Below are 15921 nucleotides of genomic sequence, written 5' to 3'. Positions count from 1 at the left end.
TCAAACTCTTCACTTGAAGTTTTCGACAAATCCCATAAAGAGATCCATCAATGCTTTGAGTGCAGAGCCCGCTCCAGGCATCAAGAACCACTCGCTTGCATCTCTGCAATTGAATTGACTTGTTGCTCTGTTACGAGTCATCTGCTAATGGCAACGGCCACCACCAGACGCCCGCACAAGTCACCTGCGCACACTGTCAAAGATCGTCCGGGGCCGGCCTCAGCGCCTTTCCCGTTTCCCGTCGAGCCAAAGTGCCCGAGGGAGCTGCACATCATACCGCGGTTTTCGTGGCTGTCAACACCTTGTTGACGTCCGTTTGTGCCGCGATCCCCGCCGTTCAGGACCAGTCCGTCGAAGCGGGCCGCGCATTATGCACACCCTTCCGGCGGGTGGGAAGCCACCACGAGGACCCCGAAGGCTTCCGTTCAGGAAGCGACCAGAAGCACCCGTGCGAACGTCCGCTTGCCCACCTGCAGGACGCCCTCGAAGCCCGGGGGCAGCACCCGTTGCGCGTCTTCCACGACGGCGCCGTCTATGCGGACGGCCCGCTCGCGCAACTTGCGGTTCGCCTCGGAATTGCTGGGAGTCAGCCCGGCGGCGGTGAGCGCAGCCGCGATCCGGAGGCCGTCCGCGGGTACGGCGACCTCCTGCAGGGGCAGCGTACTGGTGTCCCCCTCGCCCCGGACCGCGGCGTTCCAGCCGGCGACTGCTGCTTCGGCCGCCGCCGCATCGTGGAAGCGCGCCGCCAGCTCCCGTGCCAGCCGCAGCTTGAGGTCGCGCGGATTGAGCCCGCCCGCGTCGATGGCCTTGCGGGCGTCCGCGGCCTCGGCCGCGCTGATCTCGAAGCTGAGCAGCTCGATCCACTTCCACATCAGCTCGTCGCCGATCTTCATGGTCTTGGTGACGATGTCGATCGCCGGCTCGTCGATGCCGATGTAGTTGCCCAGCGACTTGCTCATCTTCTGGACGCCGTCCAGGCCTTCCAGCAGCGGCATGGTCAGCACCACCTGCGGCTTCTGGCCATGGTGCTCCTGCAACCCGCGCCCCATCAGGAGGTTGAACTTCTGGTCGGTGCCGCCCAGCTCGACGTCCGCCTCCAGCGCGACCGAGTCATAGCCCTGCACCAGTGGATAGAGGAACTCGTGGATGGCGATGGGCTGCTGCGCCGCGTAGCGCTTGGCGAAGTCGTCGCGCTCGAGCATCCGCGCCACGGTGTGCTGGCCGGCGAGCCGGATCAGGTCGTCCGCCCCCATCTTCCCGAACCACTCGCTGTTGAAGCGCACCGTCGTCCGGGCCGGGTCCAGCACCTTGTAGACCTGGTCCGCATAGGTCCGGGCATTCGCGAGTACCTGCTCGCGGTCCAGCGGCTTGCGGGTGGCGCTCTTGCCGGTCGGGTCGCCGATCATCCCGGTGAAGTCGCCGATCAGGAACACCACCTCGTGGCCGAGGTCCTGGAAGGTGCGCATCTTGTTGAGCAGCACCGTGTGGCCGAGGTGCAGGTCCGGGGCGGTCGGATCGAAGCCGGCCTTGACCCGCAGCGGGCGGCCGCTGGCCAGGCGCTCGGCGAGCTCTTCACGCTTGAGGAGTTCGTCCGCGCCGCGCTCGATCAGGGCGAGGGCATCGGCGGGGGAAACTGAATTGGGGGACACGGGCGTACCTGTTAAGAAGATTGAACATTCATGGTCACGACATTGAATCCCGGCTGAGCCAGGACCGGTGTCACGGAATCCAAAAGCCATGACCTTCAAGGGTTTGACGCATAATCCTCGCGTCTCTATCGTACCTTCCGCACGTCGCCTTCACACGGGCGGCCCAGGGGATCTTTTTGATGAAGCCTTCCGGAACCGGTCACGACCGGCGTGAACGCCTGAAGCAACTGCGCGAAGCCGCCCTGCACCGACCGGTGCCTGCAAACGACTACACCCACGGATTCACCGGCCGGTGGTCGAGGCGACAGTGGGCGCAGGCGAGCCTGCTGGCAACCATGGCCGCGCTCACCGCGGCGATCGTGCCCGGCTTCGGTGACCGCCCGACCACGCGCTCGCACTCGGCGCAGATGTCGATGGCCCTGCCGCTGCCTCCGATGCCCGCACCCGGGGAAGCCTCCGCTCCCCAGCAACAGTGGCAGACCGTCGAGATCCGCAAGGGCCAGACGCTCGGCGCGGTATTCCAGCAGATGGGCGTGCCGGCGACGACCATGCACCGCATCCTGGAACAGCCTGGCGCGGAGCAGGCCCTGACGCGGCTGCGCCCCGGCGCCCGCCTGGACTTCGAGATCTCCGCCGACGGCGAGCTGCGCGGCTTCCGCTACCTGCGCGACCGCGACCACCAGGTCGAGGTCACGCTCGCGGACGGTGAGGTCCGGCAGCGCACCATCGAGCTGCCGCGCGAGATCCGCTCCCGCGCGATCACCGGTGAGATCGGTACCTCGCTGTACGCCGCCGCGCGAAAGGCGGGCCTGTCCCCGGCGGCCATCGCCACGATGACCGACGAGATCTTCCAGTACGACATCGACTTCACCACCTCGCAGAAGGGCGACCGCTTCAGCGTCGTCTATGACGAGGTGTGGCGCGACGGCGAGCGGATCGGCACGGGCGAGATCCAGGCCGCGACCTTCACCACCGGCGGCAAGACCTATACCGGGCTGCGCTTCGAGCACGACGGCAAGGCGGGGTACTTCGACCTCGAGGGCCGGCCGCTGAAGAAGGCCTTCATCCGGATGCCGATCCCCTACGCGCGCGTCACCTCCGGCTTCAACCCCTCGCGCAAGCACCCGGTGCTGGGCACCACCCGCGCGCACCGCGGCGTGGACTACGGCGCGCGCACCGGCACGCCGATCATGGCCGCCGGCGACGCGCGGGTGTCGTTCGTGGGCTGGCAGCGCGGCTATGGCCGTACCGTCATCCTCGACCACGGCAAGGGCCACACCACGCTGTACGCGCACATGTCGCGCTTCGGCAACTTCAAGCGCGGGCAACGGGTCAAGCAGGGCCAGACCATCGGCTACGTGGGTTCGAGCGGCCTGGCCACCGGTCCGCACCTGCACTACGAATTCCGCGTCAACGGCGTGCACAAGAACCCGCTCGCCGTGACCCTGCCCCCGCCGGAGCCGCTGAAGGGCCAGGCGCTGGTCGCCTTCCGCGCGGCCACCGCTCCGACCCTGGCACGCCTGCAGCAGGTCGAGGACCGGGCGAACCGCGCTTCGGCCATCGCCCGCACGGAAGACGCCGCCCCGGCGAGCGACAGCAAGGCCTGAGCCATGCCAGCGCGCGCCGGTACCGCGCCCGGCGCGGGCCCGGAGGGCCTGTTCGTCGGCCTGATGTCGGGCACCAGCGCCGACGGGATCGACGCGGCGCTGGTCGAATTCGACGCCGGTGGCCGGTGCCGCCTGGTCCACGCCGCCCACGCGCAGTGGGATCCCTCGGTGCGCGGGCTGCTGCTGGACATCGGGCAACAGCGGATCGAACCCTCGCTGGACCTGCTTGGCACGCTGGACGTCCAGGTGGCCGAGGCTTTCGCCGAAGCGACCCGATCGCTGCTCGAAGAAGCCGGCGTGCCCCGGGGCGCGGTGATGGCGATCGGCTCGCATGGCCAGACGATCCGCCACCGTCCCGCCGGCGCCGCCGGGGACGGACGCCACCCCTTCACGATCCAGATCGGCGACGGCAACGTCATCGCCGAGCGCACCGGCATCGCGACAGTGGCCGATTTCCGCCGCCGCGACGTCGCCGCAGGTGGCCAGGGCGCCCCGCTGCTTCCGGCGCTGCATGCCGCCTTGCTCGCCGACCCCGGCGAAGACCGTGCAGTGCTCAACCTGGGCGGCATCGCGAACCTGACCCTGCTGCCGGCCGGCGACGCGGCGGTCCGGGGCTTCGACACCGGCCCCGCCAACTGCCTGCTCGACGCCTGGTGCGAGCGGCACACCGGGCAGCCCTTCGACCGGGATGCCGCGTGGGCCGCTGGCGGCACCAATGACCCCGGGCTGCTGGAACGCCTGCTGGAAGAGCCGTGGTTCGCGCTGCCGCCTCCCCGCAGCACCGGCCGGGAGCAGTTCCACCTGGAGTGGCTGCAGGCGCGGCTGCGGGGCGAGGATCCTCGCGACGTGCAGGCGACGCTGCTGGAGTTGACCGTCCGGACGGTCGCCGACGCCCTCCGGCGCGAGCAACCGGGGACGCGGCGCGTGCTTGCCTGTGGCGGCGGCGTGCACAACCCGCTGCTGATGGCACGGTTGCAGGCGCTGCTGCCCGGCATGGCGGTGGAGTCCACGGCCGCCGCCGGACTGCACCCGGACTACGTGGAGGCGATGGGCTTCGCCTGGCTGGCGCGGCGCACGATGGCCGGTCTGGCGGGCAACCTGCCCGCGGTCACCGGTGCGCGGGGCGCGCGGGTGCTCGGGGTGGTTTACCCGGCCGCGAGCTGACGCGGCTCCGGTGCCGACTGCGGCTCGTCGCGCGACGCGCCGCCGGCGCGACCGATCAGCGAGAAGCCCGGATCGTCCTGGATCTGCTCCATCGCCGCGATCGCGGCGCGCAGGGCCGCATCATCGCTCGGGTCGAAACGCGGCAACGCCTCGGCCTCGGCGGCCAGCAGCCCGCGCTCGACCAACTGCGCGAGGGCCCGCTCCAGGCTCCACCCCCGTGTCCCGGCGAACCGGCGCACGCGCTCCAGCAGCAGCGGATCCAGTTCCAGTTGAACGTTCCAGCTCATGATCTTCCGCCCTCCTGCCCGCGAGGATAGGCGCGCTACGACCCGTCGCCAACCCGGGGCGTACCCGGGGGTCGTCGGGTCGCCAGCAGTATGCAGAGCAGCACCGCCGGGACGCCCACCGCCGCCGTCCCGGCGAAGAACAGCGAATACGCCTCGAGCAGGCTGCGGCCGGTGGCCTCCAGCTGCTCCACCGCCACCCCCGACAGGCCCTTGAGCAGCTTGCCGAGCAAAGCGTAGAACGAGCTGAGCAGTGCGTACTGGGTCGCCGTGTAGCCGATGTTGGTCAGGCTCGACATGTAGCCCACCAGCGCCACGCCGGCATAGCCGCTGCAGAAGTTGTCGATCACCATCGCCGCGGTGAATACGCCCTCGTCGGCGCCATGCAGGGCCAGGTAGCTGAAGGCCAGGTTCGACCCGGGGCCGAGCACCGCCCCGGCCAGCAGCGTGGCGCCGAAGCCGAAGCGCACCGCGCTCAGCCCCGCGGCGGCCACCCCCAGCACCGTGGCCACCAGCCCGACGGAGCCGCGGACCGCCCCCACGGTTTCCTTGTCGATGCCCAGGTCGGCGTAGAACGGGTTGGCCATCGGACCCATCAGGAAGTCCGGCAGCCGGTAGAGGCTGATGACCAGCAGCATCAGCAGCGCCCAGCGCCCGTGCTGGCGGAAGAAGGCGACGAACGGCCCCACCACGGCATCCAGCATGCCGCGTCCGGAGAGCAACGGGACCGGCGAGGCGATCGCGGCCGCGGAACCGGTGGCCGCCGGCTCCCGGGCATACAGCGTCGCGAAAACGCCGACGCCCATCAGCACCGCCATCAGCGTGTAGGAAACCACCCAGCCGACCTGCGCGGCGATGATCAGGATCAGCGCATCGGTGACCAGCAGCGCGCCGCGGTAGCCCAGGGTCGACGTCGAGGTCAGCAGGCCCTGCTGCTCGGGGCTGTCCGCCGACTCGATGCGCCAGGCATCGATGACGATGTCCTGGGTGGCCGAGGCGAAGGCGACCACCAGGGCGAGTCCCCCGAACACCATCAGCTGGTCGAGCCGCACGCCGGCGAGGACGAGCCCGCCCTCCCCCGGCTGCACCAGCGCCATCCCGACCAGCGCGGCGGCGACCACCAGCTGCGCGAGCATCATCCAGCCGCGCCGCCGTCCCAGCCAGCGCCCGAGGACCGGGGCGTCCAGCTTGTCGACCAGCGGCGCCCACAGGAACTTCAGCGAGTACGCCAGCCCGACCCAGGACAGGAACCCGATGGTCGACAGCTCGATGGCGTTCTCGCGCATCCAGAAGCCGAGCGTGTTGCCGACCAGGTAGATCGGCATGCCGGAGCTGAAGCCCAGCAGCAGCATCGCCAGGACCTTGCGCTGGCGCAGGTTGGCCAGCACGCCTCGCCAGCCGGGCGCCACCGCCCGTGCCGGCTCAGTAGTCATAGTCCACCGTGAACGGCGCATGGTCGGAGAAGCGCGGCTCGCGCAGGATCGACCAGCGCCGCAGGCGCTCGGCCAGTGCCGGGGTCACCAGCTGGTAGTCGATGCGCCAGCCCACGTCCTTGGCGTAGGCCTGGCCGCGGTTGCTCCACCAGGTGTAGTCCTGCCCTTCCGGCTCCAGCGCGCGGTAGGCATCCATCCAGCCATCGCCGCACAGCGCATTGAGCCACTCGCGCTCGGGCGGGGTGCAGCCGGAGTTCTTCTGGTTGGACTTCCAGTTGCGGATGTCCAGCTCGCTGCGGACGATGTTCCAGTCCCCGCACAGCACGTAGTCGCGCCCGCTGGCCAGCCACTGGTCCAGGATCGGCCGCAGCCAGTCCATCACCTCGAACTTGAAGCCCTGGCGCAGGTCGCCCGACGAACCGGACGGGATGTAGAACGAGACCACCGACAGGTTGCCGAAGCGTGCCTCGATGTAGCGCCCCTCGTCGTCGAACGGGGCCCAGCCCAGCCCGGTGCGGATCTCGTCGGGTTCACGGCGGGAGTAGATGGCCACGCCGCTGTAGCCCTTCTTCGTGGTGGCGTCGCGGAAGAAGGCCTTGTAACCGTCGACCACGAACTCCGGCGCGGCCAGCTGGTGCTCCTGGGCCTTGGTCTCCTGCATGCAGAGCAGGTCCGCGTCCTGTTCGCGGAACCAGTCGAAAAAGCCCTTGCGGGCCGCCGAACGGATTCCGTTGGCGTTGAAGCTGATGATGCGCATGTACTGCCGGTCGTCTGCGAGGGGGAAGGCGCGGCGGTGCCGCCGGGGCAGGATAGCGCGGCATCGGGCCGGGCCGGGCGGCGCCGGCCGTTATCATTCCCTGGACCCCACGCCACCGGCCAACTGCCTTGGACGACCACCGCTCACGCTTCCTCCAGCTCGCGATCGAAGCCGACGCCCTGCGCTTCGGCGAGTTCACGCTCAAGTCCGGGCGCACCAGCCCCTATTTCTTCAACGCCGGGCAGTTCAGCTCCGGCGCTACGCTCGCGGGCCTGGCCGGCTGCTACGCCGACGCGCTGGAGGCGGCGGGCCTCGACTTCGACCTGCTGTTCGGCCCGGCCTACAAGGGCATCCCGCTGGCGACCGCCCTTGCCTTCGAGTTCGCGCGGCGCGGCCGCGACCTGCCGGTTGCCTTCAATCGCAAGGAGGCCAAGGCCCATGGCGAAGGCGGTCAGCTGATCGGCGCGTCGCTGCAGGGGCGGCGGGTGCTCGTCGTCGACGACGTGATCACCGCCGGCACCGCCGTGCGCGAGGCACTCGAAACCATCACCGCCGCAGGCGGCGAGGTCGCCGGCGTGGTCATTGCGCTTGACCGCCAGGAGGCGCTGGATCCCTCGCAGGGGCGGCGCTCGGCGGCGCAGGCGCTGGCGGACGAGCGCGGCATCCCGGTCGTCGCGGTGGCGACGCTGGACGACCTGCTTGCATTCGCCAGCGGCATGGCCACGCTGGCCGAATGGCGGCCCGCGCTGGAGGCGTATCGTGACCGGTATGGCAGTTCGGACGGCGGGTGACGCTCCGGCTGGCGCGTTTCTTGCGTGGCTATGACATGCCCCCGCGCATCACCTCCGGAACGTAGACGATCACCAACGCCATGTCCCAGTACCTGCTCCGCCCGCTGCTCCTCGCCGCACTCGCCGGCACCCTGCTGGGGGCCTCGCCCGCCGATGCGCAGCAGCGCGGCGCCGAGAAGCGGATCTATTGCTGGGAGGAGGAAGGCGAGCGGATCTGCGGCGATGCGCTTCCGGCGGACGCGGTGGACAACGCCCGCCGCGAGTTCAGCGCCAGCGGCACCCTCACGCGCACGCTCGGACGCGCCCTGACCGACGAGGAGAAGGCGGCCGCCGAGGCGCTCGCCGAACTGGAGCGGCAGGCCGACGCCGAGGCCGCCGCGCGCGAACGCCAGGAGCGCGCCATGGTGCACGCCTACGACAGCGAGGAGGCGCTGCGGCGGGCCTTCGGTGCCCGCCTGGGACTGGTGGAGGCCGCCGCGCGCAGCTCCGAGCTCGGCATCGAGAGCATCCGTGCCAGCCTGATGGGCCTGCTGCGCCAGGCCGCCGAGGCCGAACTGTCCGGCGAGGCCGTGCCCAAGGCGCTGGCGGCCGGCATCCAGGAGCAGCACCGCGGCCTGCGCCACCAGCAGGCCCTGCTGGAACAGCAGCAGGTCCAGCGCCGGCTCCTCGCCGAGGAACTGGAGCAGTCGCTGGCCCGCTACCGCGAGCTCAAGCAGGCCGCTGCCAACCGTTGAGGCGGGCGGCGGCCGCCCGGGTCAGAACGGGAGCGCCAGTTCCGGGTCCAGCGCCAGCAGCCGGTGCCGGAACTCGCCCTGGATGCGGTCCAGCGCCGCCTGGTCGTCGGCATCGAAGCGCAGCACCAGCACCGGCGTGGTGTTGGATGCACGCACCAGGCCCCAGCCGTCCGGCCAGTCCACCCGCAGCCCGTCGATGGTCGACAGGCGGGCGCCGCTGAAGTCGGCGGCGGCGACGAAGCGTTCGACGAAGCCGTGCGGGTCCTCCCCTGGCGCGACGACCTTGATCTCCGGCGTCGAGATCCCGGCGGGCAGCGCCGCCAGCACCTCGCCAGGGGCTTCCGGCCGGGCCGCGAGGATCTCCAGCAGCCGCGCGGCGGCGTAGATGCCGTCGTCGAAGCCGTACCAGCGCTCCTGGAAGAAGAAGTGCCCGCTCATCTCGCCGGCCAGTTCGGCGCCGGTTTCGCGCATCTTGGCCTTGATCAGCGAGTGCCCGGTCTTCCACATCAACGGGCTGCCGCCATGGCGCAGGATGTAGCCCGGCAGCCGGCCGGTGCACTTCACGTCGAAGATGATCTGGGCGCCCGGGTTGCGCTCGAGCACGTCGGCCGCGAACAGCATCAGCAGCCGGTCGGGGAAGATGTTCTCGCCGTCGCGGGTGACCACGCCCAGGCGGTCGCCGTCGCCGTCGAAGGCGATGCCCAGGTCCGCGTCCAGCCGGCCCACCATCTGCACCAGGTCGGCCAGGTTGTGCGGCTCGCTGGGGTCGGGGTGGTGGTTGGGGAAGGTGCCGTCGATGTCGCAGTACAGCGGGACCACCTCGGCGCCGACCGCCTCCAGCACCTTCGGACCCAGGCCGCCGGCGACGCCGTTGCCGGCATCGACCACGACCTTGAGCGGGCGCTCGAGCTGGACGTCGGTCGCCACGCGCTGGACGTAGTCCTCCCCGATGTCGCGCTTTTCCAGCGTGCCTTCCTGCGGCGCGGCGTGCAGGCGGCCATTGGCGATCCGGTCGTACAGGTCGGTGATGGCATCGCCCGACAGCGTGTGGCCGCCGACCACGACCTTGAAGCCGTTGTAGTCGGGCGGGTTGTGGCTGCCCGTCACCGACACGCAGGACCCGGCACGCAGGTGGAAGGCGCCGAAGTACACCAGCGGGGTGGGTGCCATGCCGATGTCGACGACGTTGCGGCCGGCCCGGCGCAGGCCCTCGATCAGCGACGCCGCCATCTCCGGCCCGGACAGGCGCCCGTCGCGGCCGACCACGATGTCGGACAGCCCCTTCTCGTACATCAGCGAGCCGATCGCCTGGCCGACCAGGACCGCGACCTGGGGCGAAAGGGTGGCTCCGACGATGCCGCGGATGTCATAGGCGCGGAAGATGCCGGGGTCGACGTCGACCGCGGGGGCGACGGCACCCGCCTCGACTTCGGGTGCGGCCTCCTCCGGGGGGCTGTCGCCAGCCGCGGGGGCAACCGAGACCGTGGTCCCGGCCGCCGCCTCCGCGGCTGCCTCCTCCTCGGCTTCGCGCTGCGCCGCCTCGACCAGGGTCGGCGCGTCGGCGCCGGCCTCGGCCTCCTCCGGCCCGGGCGCCACGCCGCGCCGCGCCAGCAGCTTCGGCGCAAGCAGCGCCAGGACCGCGAGGGCGAGCAGGACCAGCGCGGCGATCACCGCCGCGCCGCCCGACAGGCCCCAGGGCGCCGGCGCCACGTACGGCACCGCGGCGGCAATGCGCAGCCCGCTGCCGGGCACGCGGGCACCCAGCGCCTCCGCGCTCGTGCCCAACCGCGTGTCGCCGCGCTCCAGCACGCTGTGCCCGCCCTGCCGCAGCGCCAGGTAGGTGCCGTTCGGGATCGTCGCCCCGGCGACCGGGCCGGTGACCACCTGCAGCGGCAGGTGCACCAGCGCGACCGCCAGCAGGCCGCCGTCCTCGCCACGCACCGGCGCGGCGAGCGCCAGCCGCTCGGCATCGCCCGCGCGAACGACCCACGCCACCGGGGCGTCGGCGGCGAGCGCGGCCTCCATGGCGCCGAGCCGGCCGTAGCCGGCCTCCGGCAGGGCGGCGTAGACCTCGTCGAGGTCCGGCGCCAGCAGCACGCCGTCGACGGCGCCTTCCCAGCCGTCGTCGAGCAGGTCGCCGGCGCGTGCCAGGTCGCCCGCGGCCGCGGCCGCGCGCACCGGCGCCGACGCGACGCGCTCCGCCATTTCCTGCTGCTGCTCGCCGAGGGTGGCGGCCAGGCTGGCCACGACGGCGTCGCGTGCCTCGGTCACCCCTGCCCGCCGTCCGCCGTCCTGTTGCTGCTGCCAGCCGCTCCAGGCCAGCCAGCCCGCGAGCGCGACCAGCAGCACGGCGACCGCGACCAGCAGGGTGCGCAGGCGTGCCGGATCAATGCCGGAGATGTCGATGCTCTTGCTCAATGTCCCGTCCCCCTGTCCCTCAGCGCAGGCCGGTGTGGCCGAAGCCGCCACCGCCCCGGCCACTGGGCGTGAACCCGTCCACCACCTGGACCCGGGCGCGCACCACCGGCAACAGCACCAGCTGCGCGATCCGGTCTCCCGGCTGGATCGTAAAAGGCTGCGTGCCGCGGTTCCACACGCTGACCTGCAGCGGACCCTGGTAATCGGCGTCGATCAGGCCGGTGCCGTTGCCCAGCACGATGCCGTGGCGGTGGCCGAGCCCCGAGCGGGGCAGGATCACCGCGCACATCGACGGATCGCCGATGTGGATGGCCAGCCCGGAGGGGACCAGCTCCACGCCGCCCGGTGCCAGCTCCAGCGGCTGCTCCAGGGCGGCGCGCAGGTCCAGGCCTGCACTGGCCTCGGTGGCATAGGCGGGGAGGTCCCAATCCCGGCCCCAGCGTGGATCCAGGACCTTTACTTCCAGGGTGTGCTGCATCGTTTGTCCTTGCTCACGGGCGCGGGCGCCCGGTCGTGGGGTCCACCAGCCGCCCGGCCACCAGCCCGACCAGTTCGGCCGCGACCGCGGCCTTGGGTGCCGGGCCGATGCGCCGGTGGCCACCGTTCCAGTAGACCTCGAGGGTGTTGTCGCTGGATTCGAAGCCGCTGCCCGGCACGCCGACCCGGTTCGCGCAGACCAGGTCCAGCTTCTTGGCGTCCAGCTTGCCCCGTGCGTTCGCTTCCAGGTTGCCTGTCTCGGCGGCGAAACCGACCACCAGTGCGGGCCGCCGCGGGTGGGCGGCGACGTCGGCGAGGATGTCGCGGGTACGCACCAGCTCCAGTACCAGCCCTGCGTCGCCGGGGCCCTTCTTGATCTTGTGCCCGGACACGGTCGCCGGAGTGAAGTCGGCGACCGCGGCCGCCCCCACGTAGGCGTCCGCAGGGAGCGCCGCCATCACCGCCTCGTGCATTTGCGCCGCCGATCGCACGTCGATCCGTTCCACGCCCGCCGGAGCGTCGAGTGCGACCGGACCGGCCACCAGCGTCACCCGCGCGCCGGCGGCCCGTGCCGCGGCGGCGACGGCGAAGCCCATGCGCCCGCTGCTGCGGTTGCCGAGGAAGCGCACCGGGTCGATGTCCTCGTACGTCGGGCCGGCGGTCACCAGCACGTGGCGGCCGGCAAGCGGAGTGTCCGGCATCAGTCCGCGGCTCCGTCCAGCTCGGCCACGATCTCTTCCGGCTCCAGCATCCGCCCCTCGCCGACCTCGCCACAGGCCTGGCCGCCGGCCGCCGGCCCGAGTACCCGCACGCCCCGGCTGCGGAGCAGTTCGACGTTGGCCCGGGTGGCCGGGTGCGCCCACATCTGCCGGTTCATCGCCGGGGCGACCGCCAGCGGCGCCGAGGTGGCCAGGCACAGGGTGCTGACCAGGTCGTCGGCCAGGCCATGCGCCAGCTTCGCCAGCGTGTTGGCAGTGGCAGGGGCCACCAGCACCTGGTCGGGCCAGCGCGCCAGTTCGATGTGGCCCATCGCGGCCTCGGCGGCCTCGTCCCACAGGCTGGTGCGTACGCTGCGCCCGGACAGGGCCTGGAAGGTCAGCGGGGTCACGAAGCGGGTGGCGGCTTCGGTCATCGCCACCTGCACGCGCGCGCCGGCATCGCCCAGGCGGCGCACCAGCGCCGCGGACTTGTAGGCGGCGATGCCGCCGCAGACACACAACAGGATGTTCCGGTCCCGCACGCGACCCACCAGGAAAACTCCGACGATCCAGGCAGCCGCCAGCTTACCCGACCGGCCGCGCGTGGCCGATTACACGTCCGCGGCGGCACGGCGACAGTGGAGGCCCGCCTGCCTTTCCTTTCCCCAATGCACATCCGTGACTGGCCCGCCGGTGAGCGCCCGCGGGAAAAACTCCTCGCCCGCGGCCCGGGCTCGCTCTCCGACGCCGAGCTGCTGGCCCTGTTCCTGGGCTCCGGGCTGCGTGGCCGCGACGCGGTCACCACCGCGCGCGAGCTGCTGGCCACCCATGGCCCCCTGCGGGCGCTGCTGGACCGTCCGCCGCCGGAGCTGGCGCGCCTGCCGGGACTGGGTCCGGCGCGGGCCTGCACCCTGGCCGCTGCACTGGAGCTGGGCCACCGGCACCTGGAAGCGCAACTGGAACGCGGGGCGACGCTCAGCGACCCGCAGGCAGCCGGTCGCTATTTCGCCCAGCGCCTGCGCGGGCGGCCGCACGAGGTGTTCGCGGCGCTGTTCCTGGACAACCGCCACCGCGCCCTGGGCTTCGAAGAGCTGTTCCGCGGCACCATCGACGGTGCCGAGGTGCACCCGCGCGAGGTGGTCCGCCGCGCGCTGGCGCACAACGCCGCCGCGGTGATCGTCGGCCACAACCACCCCAGCGGGAACCGCGAACCCTCTGCCGCCGACCGGGCGGTCACGGCGCGCCTCAAGCAGGCGCTGGCGCTGGTCGACCTGCGCCTGCTGGACCACTTCGTCGTGGCGGACGGGCCGCCAGTGTCGCTGGCGGCGCGCGGCTGGGTCTGACGCATTCACGCCGGTGCCCGGCCGGAAGCTAGAATGGCCGGTTCCGTGCACCGTGCAGGTCCCTTCGTGAAAGCCTCCCTCCACGCCCTGGTCAGCCGGGCCATCGACGCACTCCGCTCCGCCGGCACCCTGCCGGCCGATGCCGAGGTCCCCGCTTTCGTCATCGAGCGGCCCAAGAACCGGGCCCAGGGTGACTTCTCGACCAACGCGGCGATGCTCCTGGCCAAGCCGGCGCGCAGCAATCCGCGTGCGATCGCCCAGGCCTTGGTGGATGCGCTGCCGGTGAACGCGGACGTGGCCTCGGTGGAGATCGCCGGGCCGGGCTTCATCAACTTCCGCATCAGCGAGGTGGCCTGGCGCCGGCAGCTGGGCGAAGTGCTCGCCCAGGGCAGCGCGTACGGCCGCAACGACACCGGGCTCGGCTGCCGCGCGGGCGTGGAATACGTGTCGGCCAATCCGACCGGGCCGCTGCACGTCGGCCACGGCCGCGCGGCGGTGATCGGCGACTGCATCGCGCGGATCCTGGACGCCAACGGCTGGGAAGTGGTGCGCGAGTACTACTACAACGACGCCGGCGCACAGATCGACAACCTGGCGCGGTCGGTGCAGGCCCGCGCGCGCGGCCTGGGCCCCGACGACGCCTCCTGGCCGGAGGACGGCTACCGCGGCGATTACATCGTCGATGTCGCCCGCGCCTACCTGGACGGCGCCAGCGTGGAGATGGACGGGCAGGTAGTGACCGCGGCCCGCGACGTCGAGGACCTGGACGCGATCCGCCGCTTCGCGGTGGCCTGGCTGCGCCGCGAGCAGGACGAGGACCTGGCCGCCTACGGGGTCGGCTTCGACGTCTACTTCCTGGAGTCCTCGCTGTATGCCGACGGCAAGGTCGAGCAGGCGGTCCGGACCCTGTCGGCCAACGGCCACACCTACGAGGAAGGCGGCGCGCTGTGGCTGCGGACCACGGAGTTCGGCGACGACAAGGACCGCGTGATGCGCAAGTCCGACGGCAGCTACACCTACTTCGTGCCGGACGTCGCCTACCACCTGAGCAAGTGGGAGCGCGGCTACGAGCGCGCGATCACCGAGCTGGGCGCCGACCACCACGGCTCGCTGGCGCGGGTGCGCGCCGGCCTGCAGGCGCTGGACGCCGGCATCCCGCAGGGCTGGCCGGAGTACGTGCTGCACCAGATGGTGACGGTGGTCCGCGGCGGCGAGGAGGTGAAGCTGTCCAAGCGTGCCGGCAGCTACCTCACCCTGCGCGACCTGGTCGAGGAGGCCGGCCGCGACGCCACCCGCTGGTTCCTGGTCGCGCGCAAGCCCGATTCCCAGCTCACCTTCGACATCGACCTGGCCCGCAGCCAGTCGCTCGACAACCCGGTCTACTACGTCCAGGTGTCCCATGCCCGGATGTGCGGCCTGGAGCGCCAGCTGCGCGAGCGTGGCCTGCGCTTCGACCGCGACAACGGCCTGGCCCAGGCGCTGGAGCTGGACGACGAGGCCACCCACGAGCTGGTCGCCGCGATCCTGCGCTACCCCGAGGTGGTGGCCACCGCCGGGCGCGACCTGGAGCCCCACCAGCTGGCCACTTACCTGCTGGAGTTGGCACAGTCCTTCCAGACGTACTACAACGATCACCAGTTCCTGGTCGATGATGCCGATGTGCGCGACGCCCGCCTGGTGCTCGCGGCGGCGACCCGCCAGGTGCTGGCGAACGGTCTTGGCCTGTTGGGCGTGAGCGCCCCCGAGGTGATGTAAGTGGCGGCACGACGTGGCAAGTCCCAGGCGCGGCGCAACACCGGCAGCGGTGGCGGCCTGCCCGGCTGGGCGTGGATGGTCCTGGGGATCCTGCTGACCCTGCTGGCGGTGCTGTTCGTGCCGCGCATGCTGGAGTCCGACGGGGACGGCTTCTTCCGCCCCACCCCCAACCCGGACGCGCAGCCCGCCCCGGCGGCGGTGGACGAGCTGCCGGCCCCGGCGCGGCGGCCGTCCGGCGAAGCCGGCGAGGCAGGCGGCGAGGAACCAAGGCGCGGCTCGCAGTACGACTTCTACACCGTGCTGCCCGGGCGCGAGGTGCCGATGACGGATGCCGAGCTGGCCGCGACCCAGCGCGAGGAGGCCGAGCGGCTGGCGCGCCAGCAGCAGGAAGCCGCCGCGGCCGCCAACAGCGAGGACGCCGCCGAGCTGGCGCTGCCGGCCCCGGTCGCCACCGACAGCCCGACGACGCAGGCCGCCGAGCCGCAGCCCGCGCCCGCCGCGGCCGCGACCGCGACCGCGCCGACCACCGGCCCCGGAATCGGCGACGGCAGCCGATACATCCTGCAGGCCGGCGCCTTCCAGGCCTCCGGCCAGGCCGAGGAGCTCAAGGCCCGCATCGCCCTGCTGGGCCTGACCGCGCGCGTGGAGTCGGCGCGGATCAACGACCGCACCGTCTACCGCGTGCGGATGGGCCCCTACGGCACCGCCGGCGACCTCGCCGAGGCCAAGCAGAAGCTGGCCAATGGCGGCCTCGACGCCATGGCGATCAAGGTCGAGTAAGCCGGCACGCGGAAGCGGTGCCGGCCGGCCC

Annotated in this window: 13 protein-coding genes and 1 pseudogene; 7 read left to right on the top strand and 7 right to left on the bottom strand. The window is 71.8% G+C overall.

The window, feature by feature from the left end:
- Positions 1-425 precede the first annotated feature (425 nt).
- Positions 426-1649, bottom strand: a complete 1224-nt coding sequence (gene tyrS / locus G545_RS0111550; RefSeq protein WP_027070515.1) for a tyrosine--tRNA ligase — start codon at positions 1647-1649, stop codon at positions 426-428.
- 179 nt (positions 1650-1828) lie between these two features.
- Here tyrS and G545_RS0111545 point away from each other — a divergent pair, with 179 nt between their 5' ends.
- Together G545_RS0111545 and G545_RS0111540 are read left to right on the top strand one after the other, a co-directional pair.
- Positions 1829-3256, top strand: a complete 1428-nt coding sequence (locus G545_RS0111545; RefSeq protein ID WP_027070514.1) for a M23 family metallopeptidase — start codon at positions 1829-1831, stop codon at positions 3254-3256.
- 3 nt (positions 3257-3259) lie between these two features.
- Positions 3260-4420: an anhydro-N-acetylmuramic acid kinase gene (locus G545_RS0111540; RefSeq protein WP_027070513.1), complete on the top strand. Its 1161-nt coding sequence runs from the start codon at positions 3260-3262 to the stop codon at positions 4418-4420.
- Here G545_RS0111540 and G545_RS14610 read toward each other — a convergent pair.
- Genes G545_RS14610 through G545_RS0111525 form a run of 3 tightly spaced genes read right to left on the bottom strand, consistent with a single transcriptional unit; the run spans position 4402 to position 6894 of the window.
- A complete protein-coding gene (locus G545_RS14610; RefSeq protein WP_052106772.1) occupies positions 4402-4707 on the bottom strand; it encodes a hypothetical protein in 306 nt (101 codons plus the stop codon). The genes G545_RS0111540 and G545_RS14610 overlap by 19 nt on opposite strands.
- A 35-nt stretch (positions 4708-4742) precedes the next feature.
- A complete protein-coding gene (locus G545_RS14605) occupies positions 4743-6137 on the bottom strand; it encodes an MFS transporter (RefSeq protein WP_036137231.1) in 1395 nt (464 codons plus the stop codon).
- The gene (locus tag G545_RS0111525) at positions 6127-6894 is read right to left on the bottom strand and encodes an exodeoxyribonuclease III (protein WP_027070512.1); all 768 of its coding nucleotides are present in this window, start codon (positions 6892-6894) and stop codon (positions 6127-6129) included. Before G545_RS0111525 ends, G545_RS14605 begins: the two co-directional genes overlap by 11 nt.
- 128 nt (positions 6895-7022) lie before the next feature.
- On the opposite strand from G545_RS0111525, the gene pyrE reads away from it, so the two are divergent.
- Positions 7023-7685 carry an orotate phosphoribosyltransferase gene (gene pyrE / locus G545_RS0111520; protein ID WP_027070511.1) on the top strand — a complete coding sequence of 221 codons (663 nt, stop codon included), beginning with the start codon at positions 7023-7025 and terminating at the stop codon, positions 7683-7685.
- Positions 7686-7765: 80 nt separating this feature from the next.
- Positions 7766-8419 (top strand): hypothetical protein, encoded by a 654-nt coding sequence (locus G545_RS0111515; RefSeq protein ID WP_036137228.1) that lies wholly within the window; start codon positions 7766-7768, stop codon positions 8417-8419.
- A 21-nt stretch (positions 8420-8440) separates the two neighbouring features.
- On the opposite strand, the gene G545_RS0111510 is transcribed toward G545_RS0111515, so the two are convergent.
- From G545_RS0111510 to coaBC, 3 genes and pseudogenes are all read right to left on the bottom strand, one after another.
- Positions 8441-10837 carry a phosphomannomutase/phosphoglucomutase gene (locus G545_RS0111510; protein WP_027070509.1) on the bottom strand — a complete coding sequence of 799 codons (2397 nt, stop codon included), beginning with the start codon at positions 10835-10837 and terminating at the stop codon, positions 8441-8443.
- A gap of 19 nt (positions 10838-10856) precedes the next feature.
- Positions 10857-11315: a dUTP diphosphatase gene (gene dut, locus G545_RS0111505; protein WP_027070508.1), complete on the bottom strand. Its 459-nt coding sequence runs from the start codon at positions 11313-11315 to the stop codon at positions 10857-10859.
- A gap of 13 nt (positions 11316-11328) precedes the next feature.
- A pseudogene (gene coaBC / locus G545_RS14600) lies at positions 11329-12581 on the bottom strand (bifunctional phosphopantothenoylcysteine decarboxylase/phosphopantothenate--cysteine ligase CoaBC).
- Between the two features lie 99 nt (positions 12582-12680).
- Here coaBC and radC point away from each other — a divergent pair.
- The 3 genes from radC to G545_RS0111485 all read left to right on the top strand — a co-directional run bounded on the left by radC (position 12681) and on the right by G545_RS0111485 (position 15890).
- On the top strand, positions 12681-13355 hold the full coding sequence (gene radC / locus G545_RS0111495) for a RadC family protein (protein WP_043711726.1): 675 nt from the start codon (positions 12681-12683) through the stop codon (positions 13353-13355).
- Positions 13356-13421: 66 nt separating this feature from the next.
- Entirely contained in the window at positions 13422-15110 is a 1689-nt protein-coding gene (gene argS, locus G545_RS0111490; protein WP_027070506.1) for an arginine--tRNA ligase, read from the top strand.
- Positions 15111-15890, top strand: a complete 780-nt coding sequence (locus tag G545_RS0111485; protein WP_027070505.1) for an SPOR domain-containing protein — start codon at positions 15111-15113, stop codon at positions 15888-15890.
- The last annotated feature ends 31 nt before the right edge of the window (positions 15891-15921 follow it).

It is taken from the genome of Lysobacter defluvii IMMIB APB-9 = DSM 18482 (genome assembly GCF_000423325.1).
Lineage (GTDB): Bacteria > Pseudomonadota > Gammaproteobacteria > Xanthomonadales > Xanthomonadaceae > Novilysobacter > Novilysobacter defluvii.
This window is presented reverse-complemented; position numbering and strand designations above follow the sequence as displayed.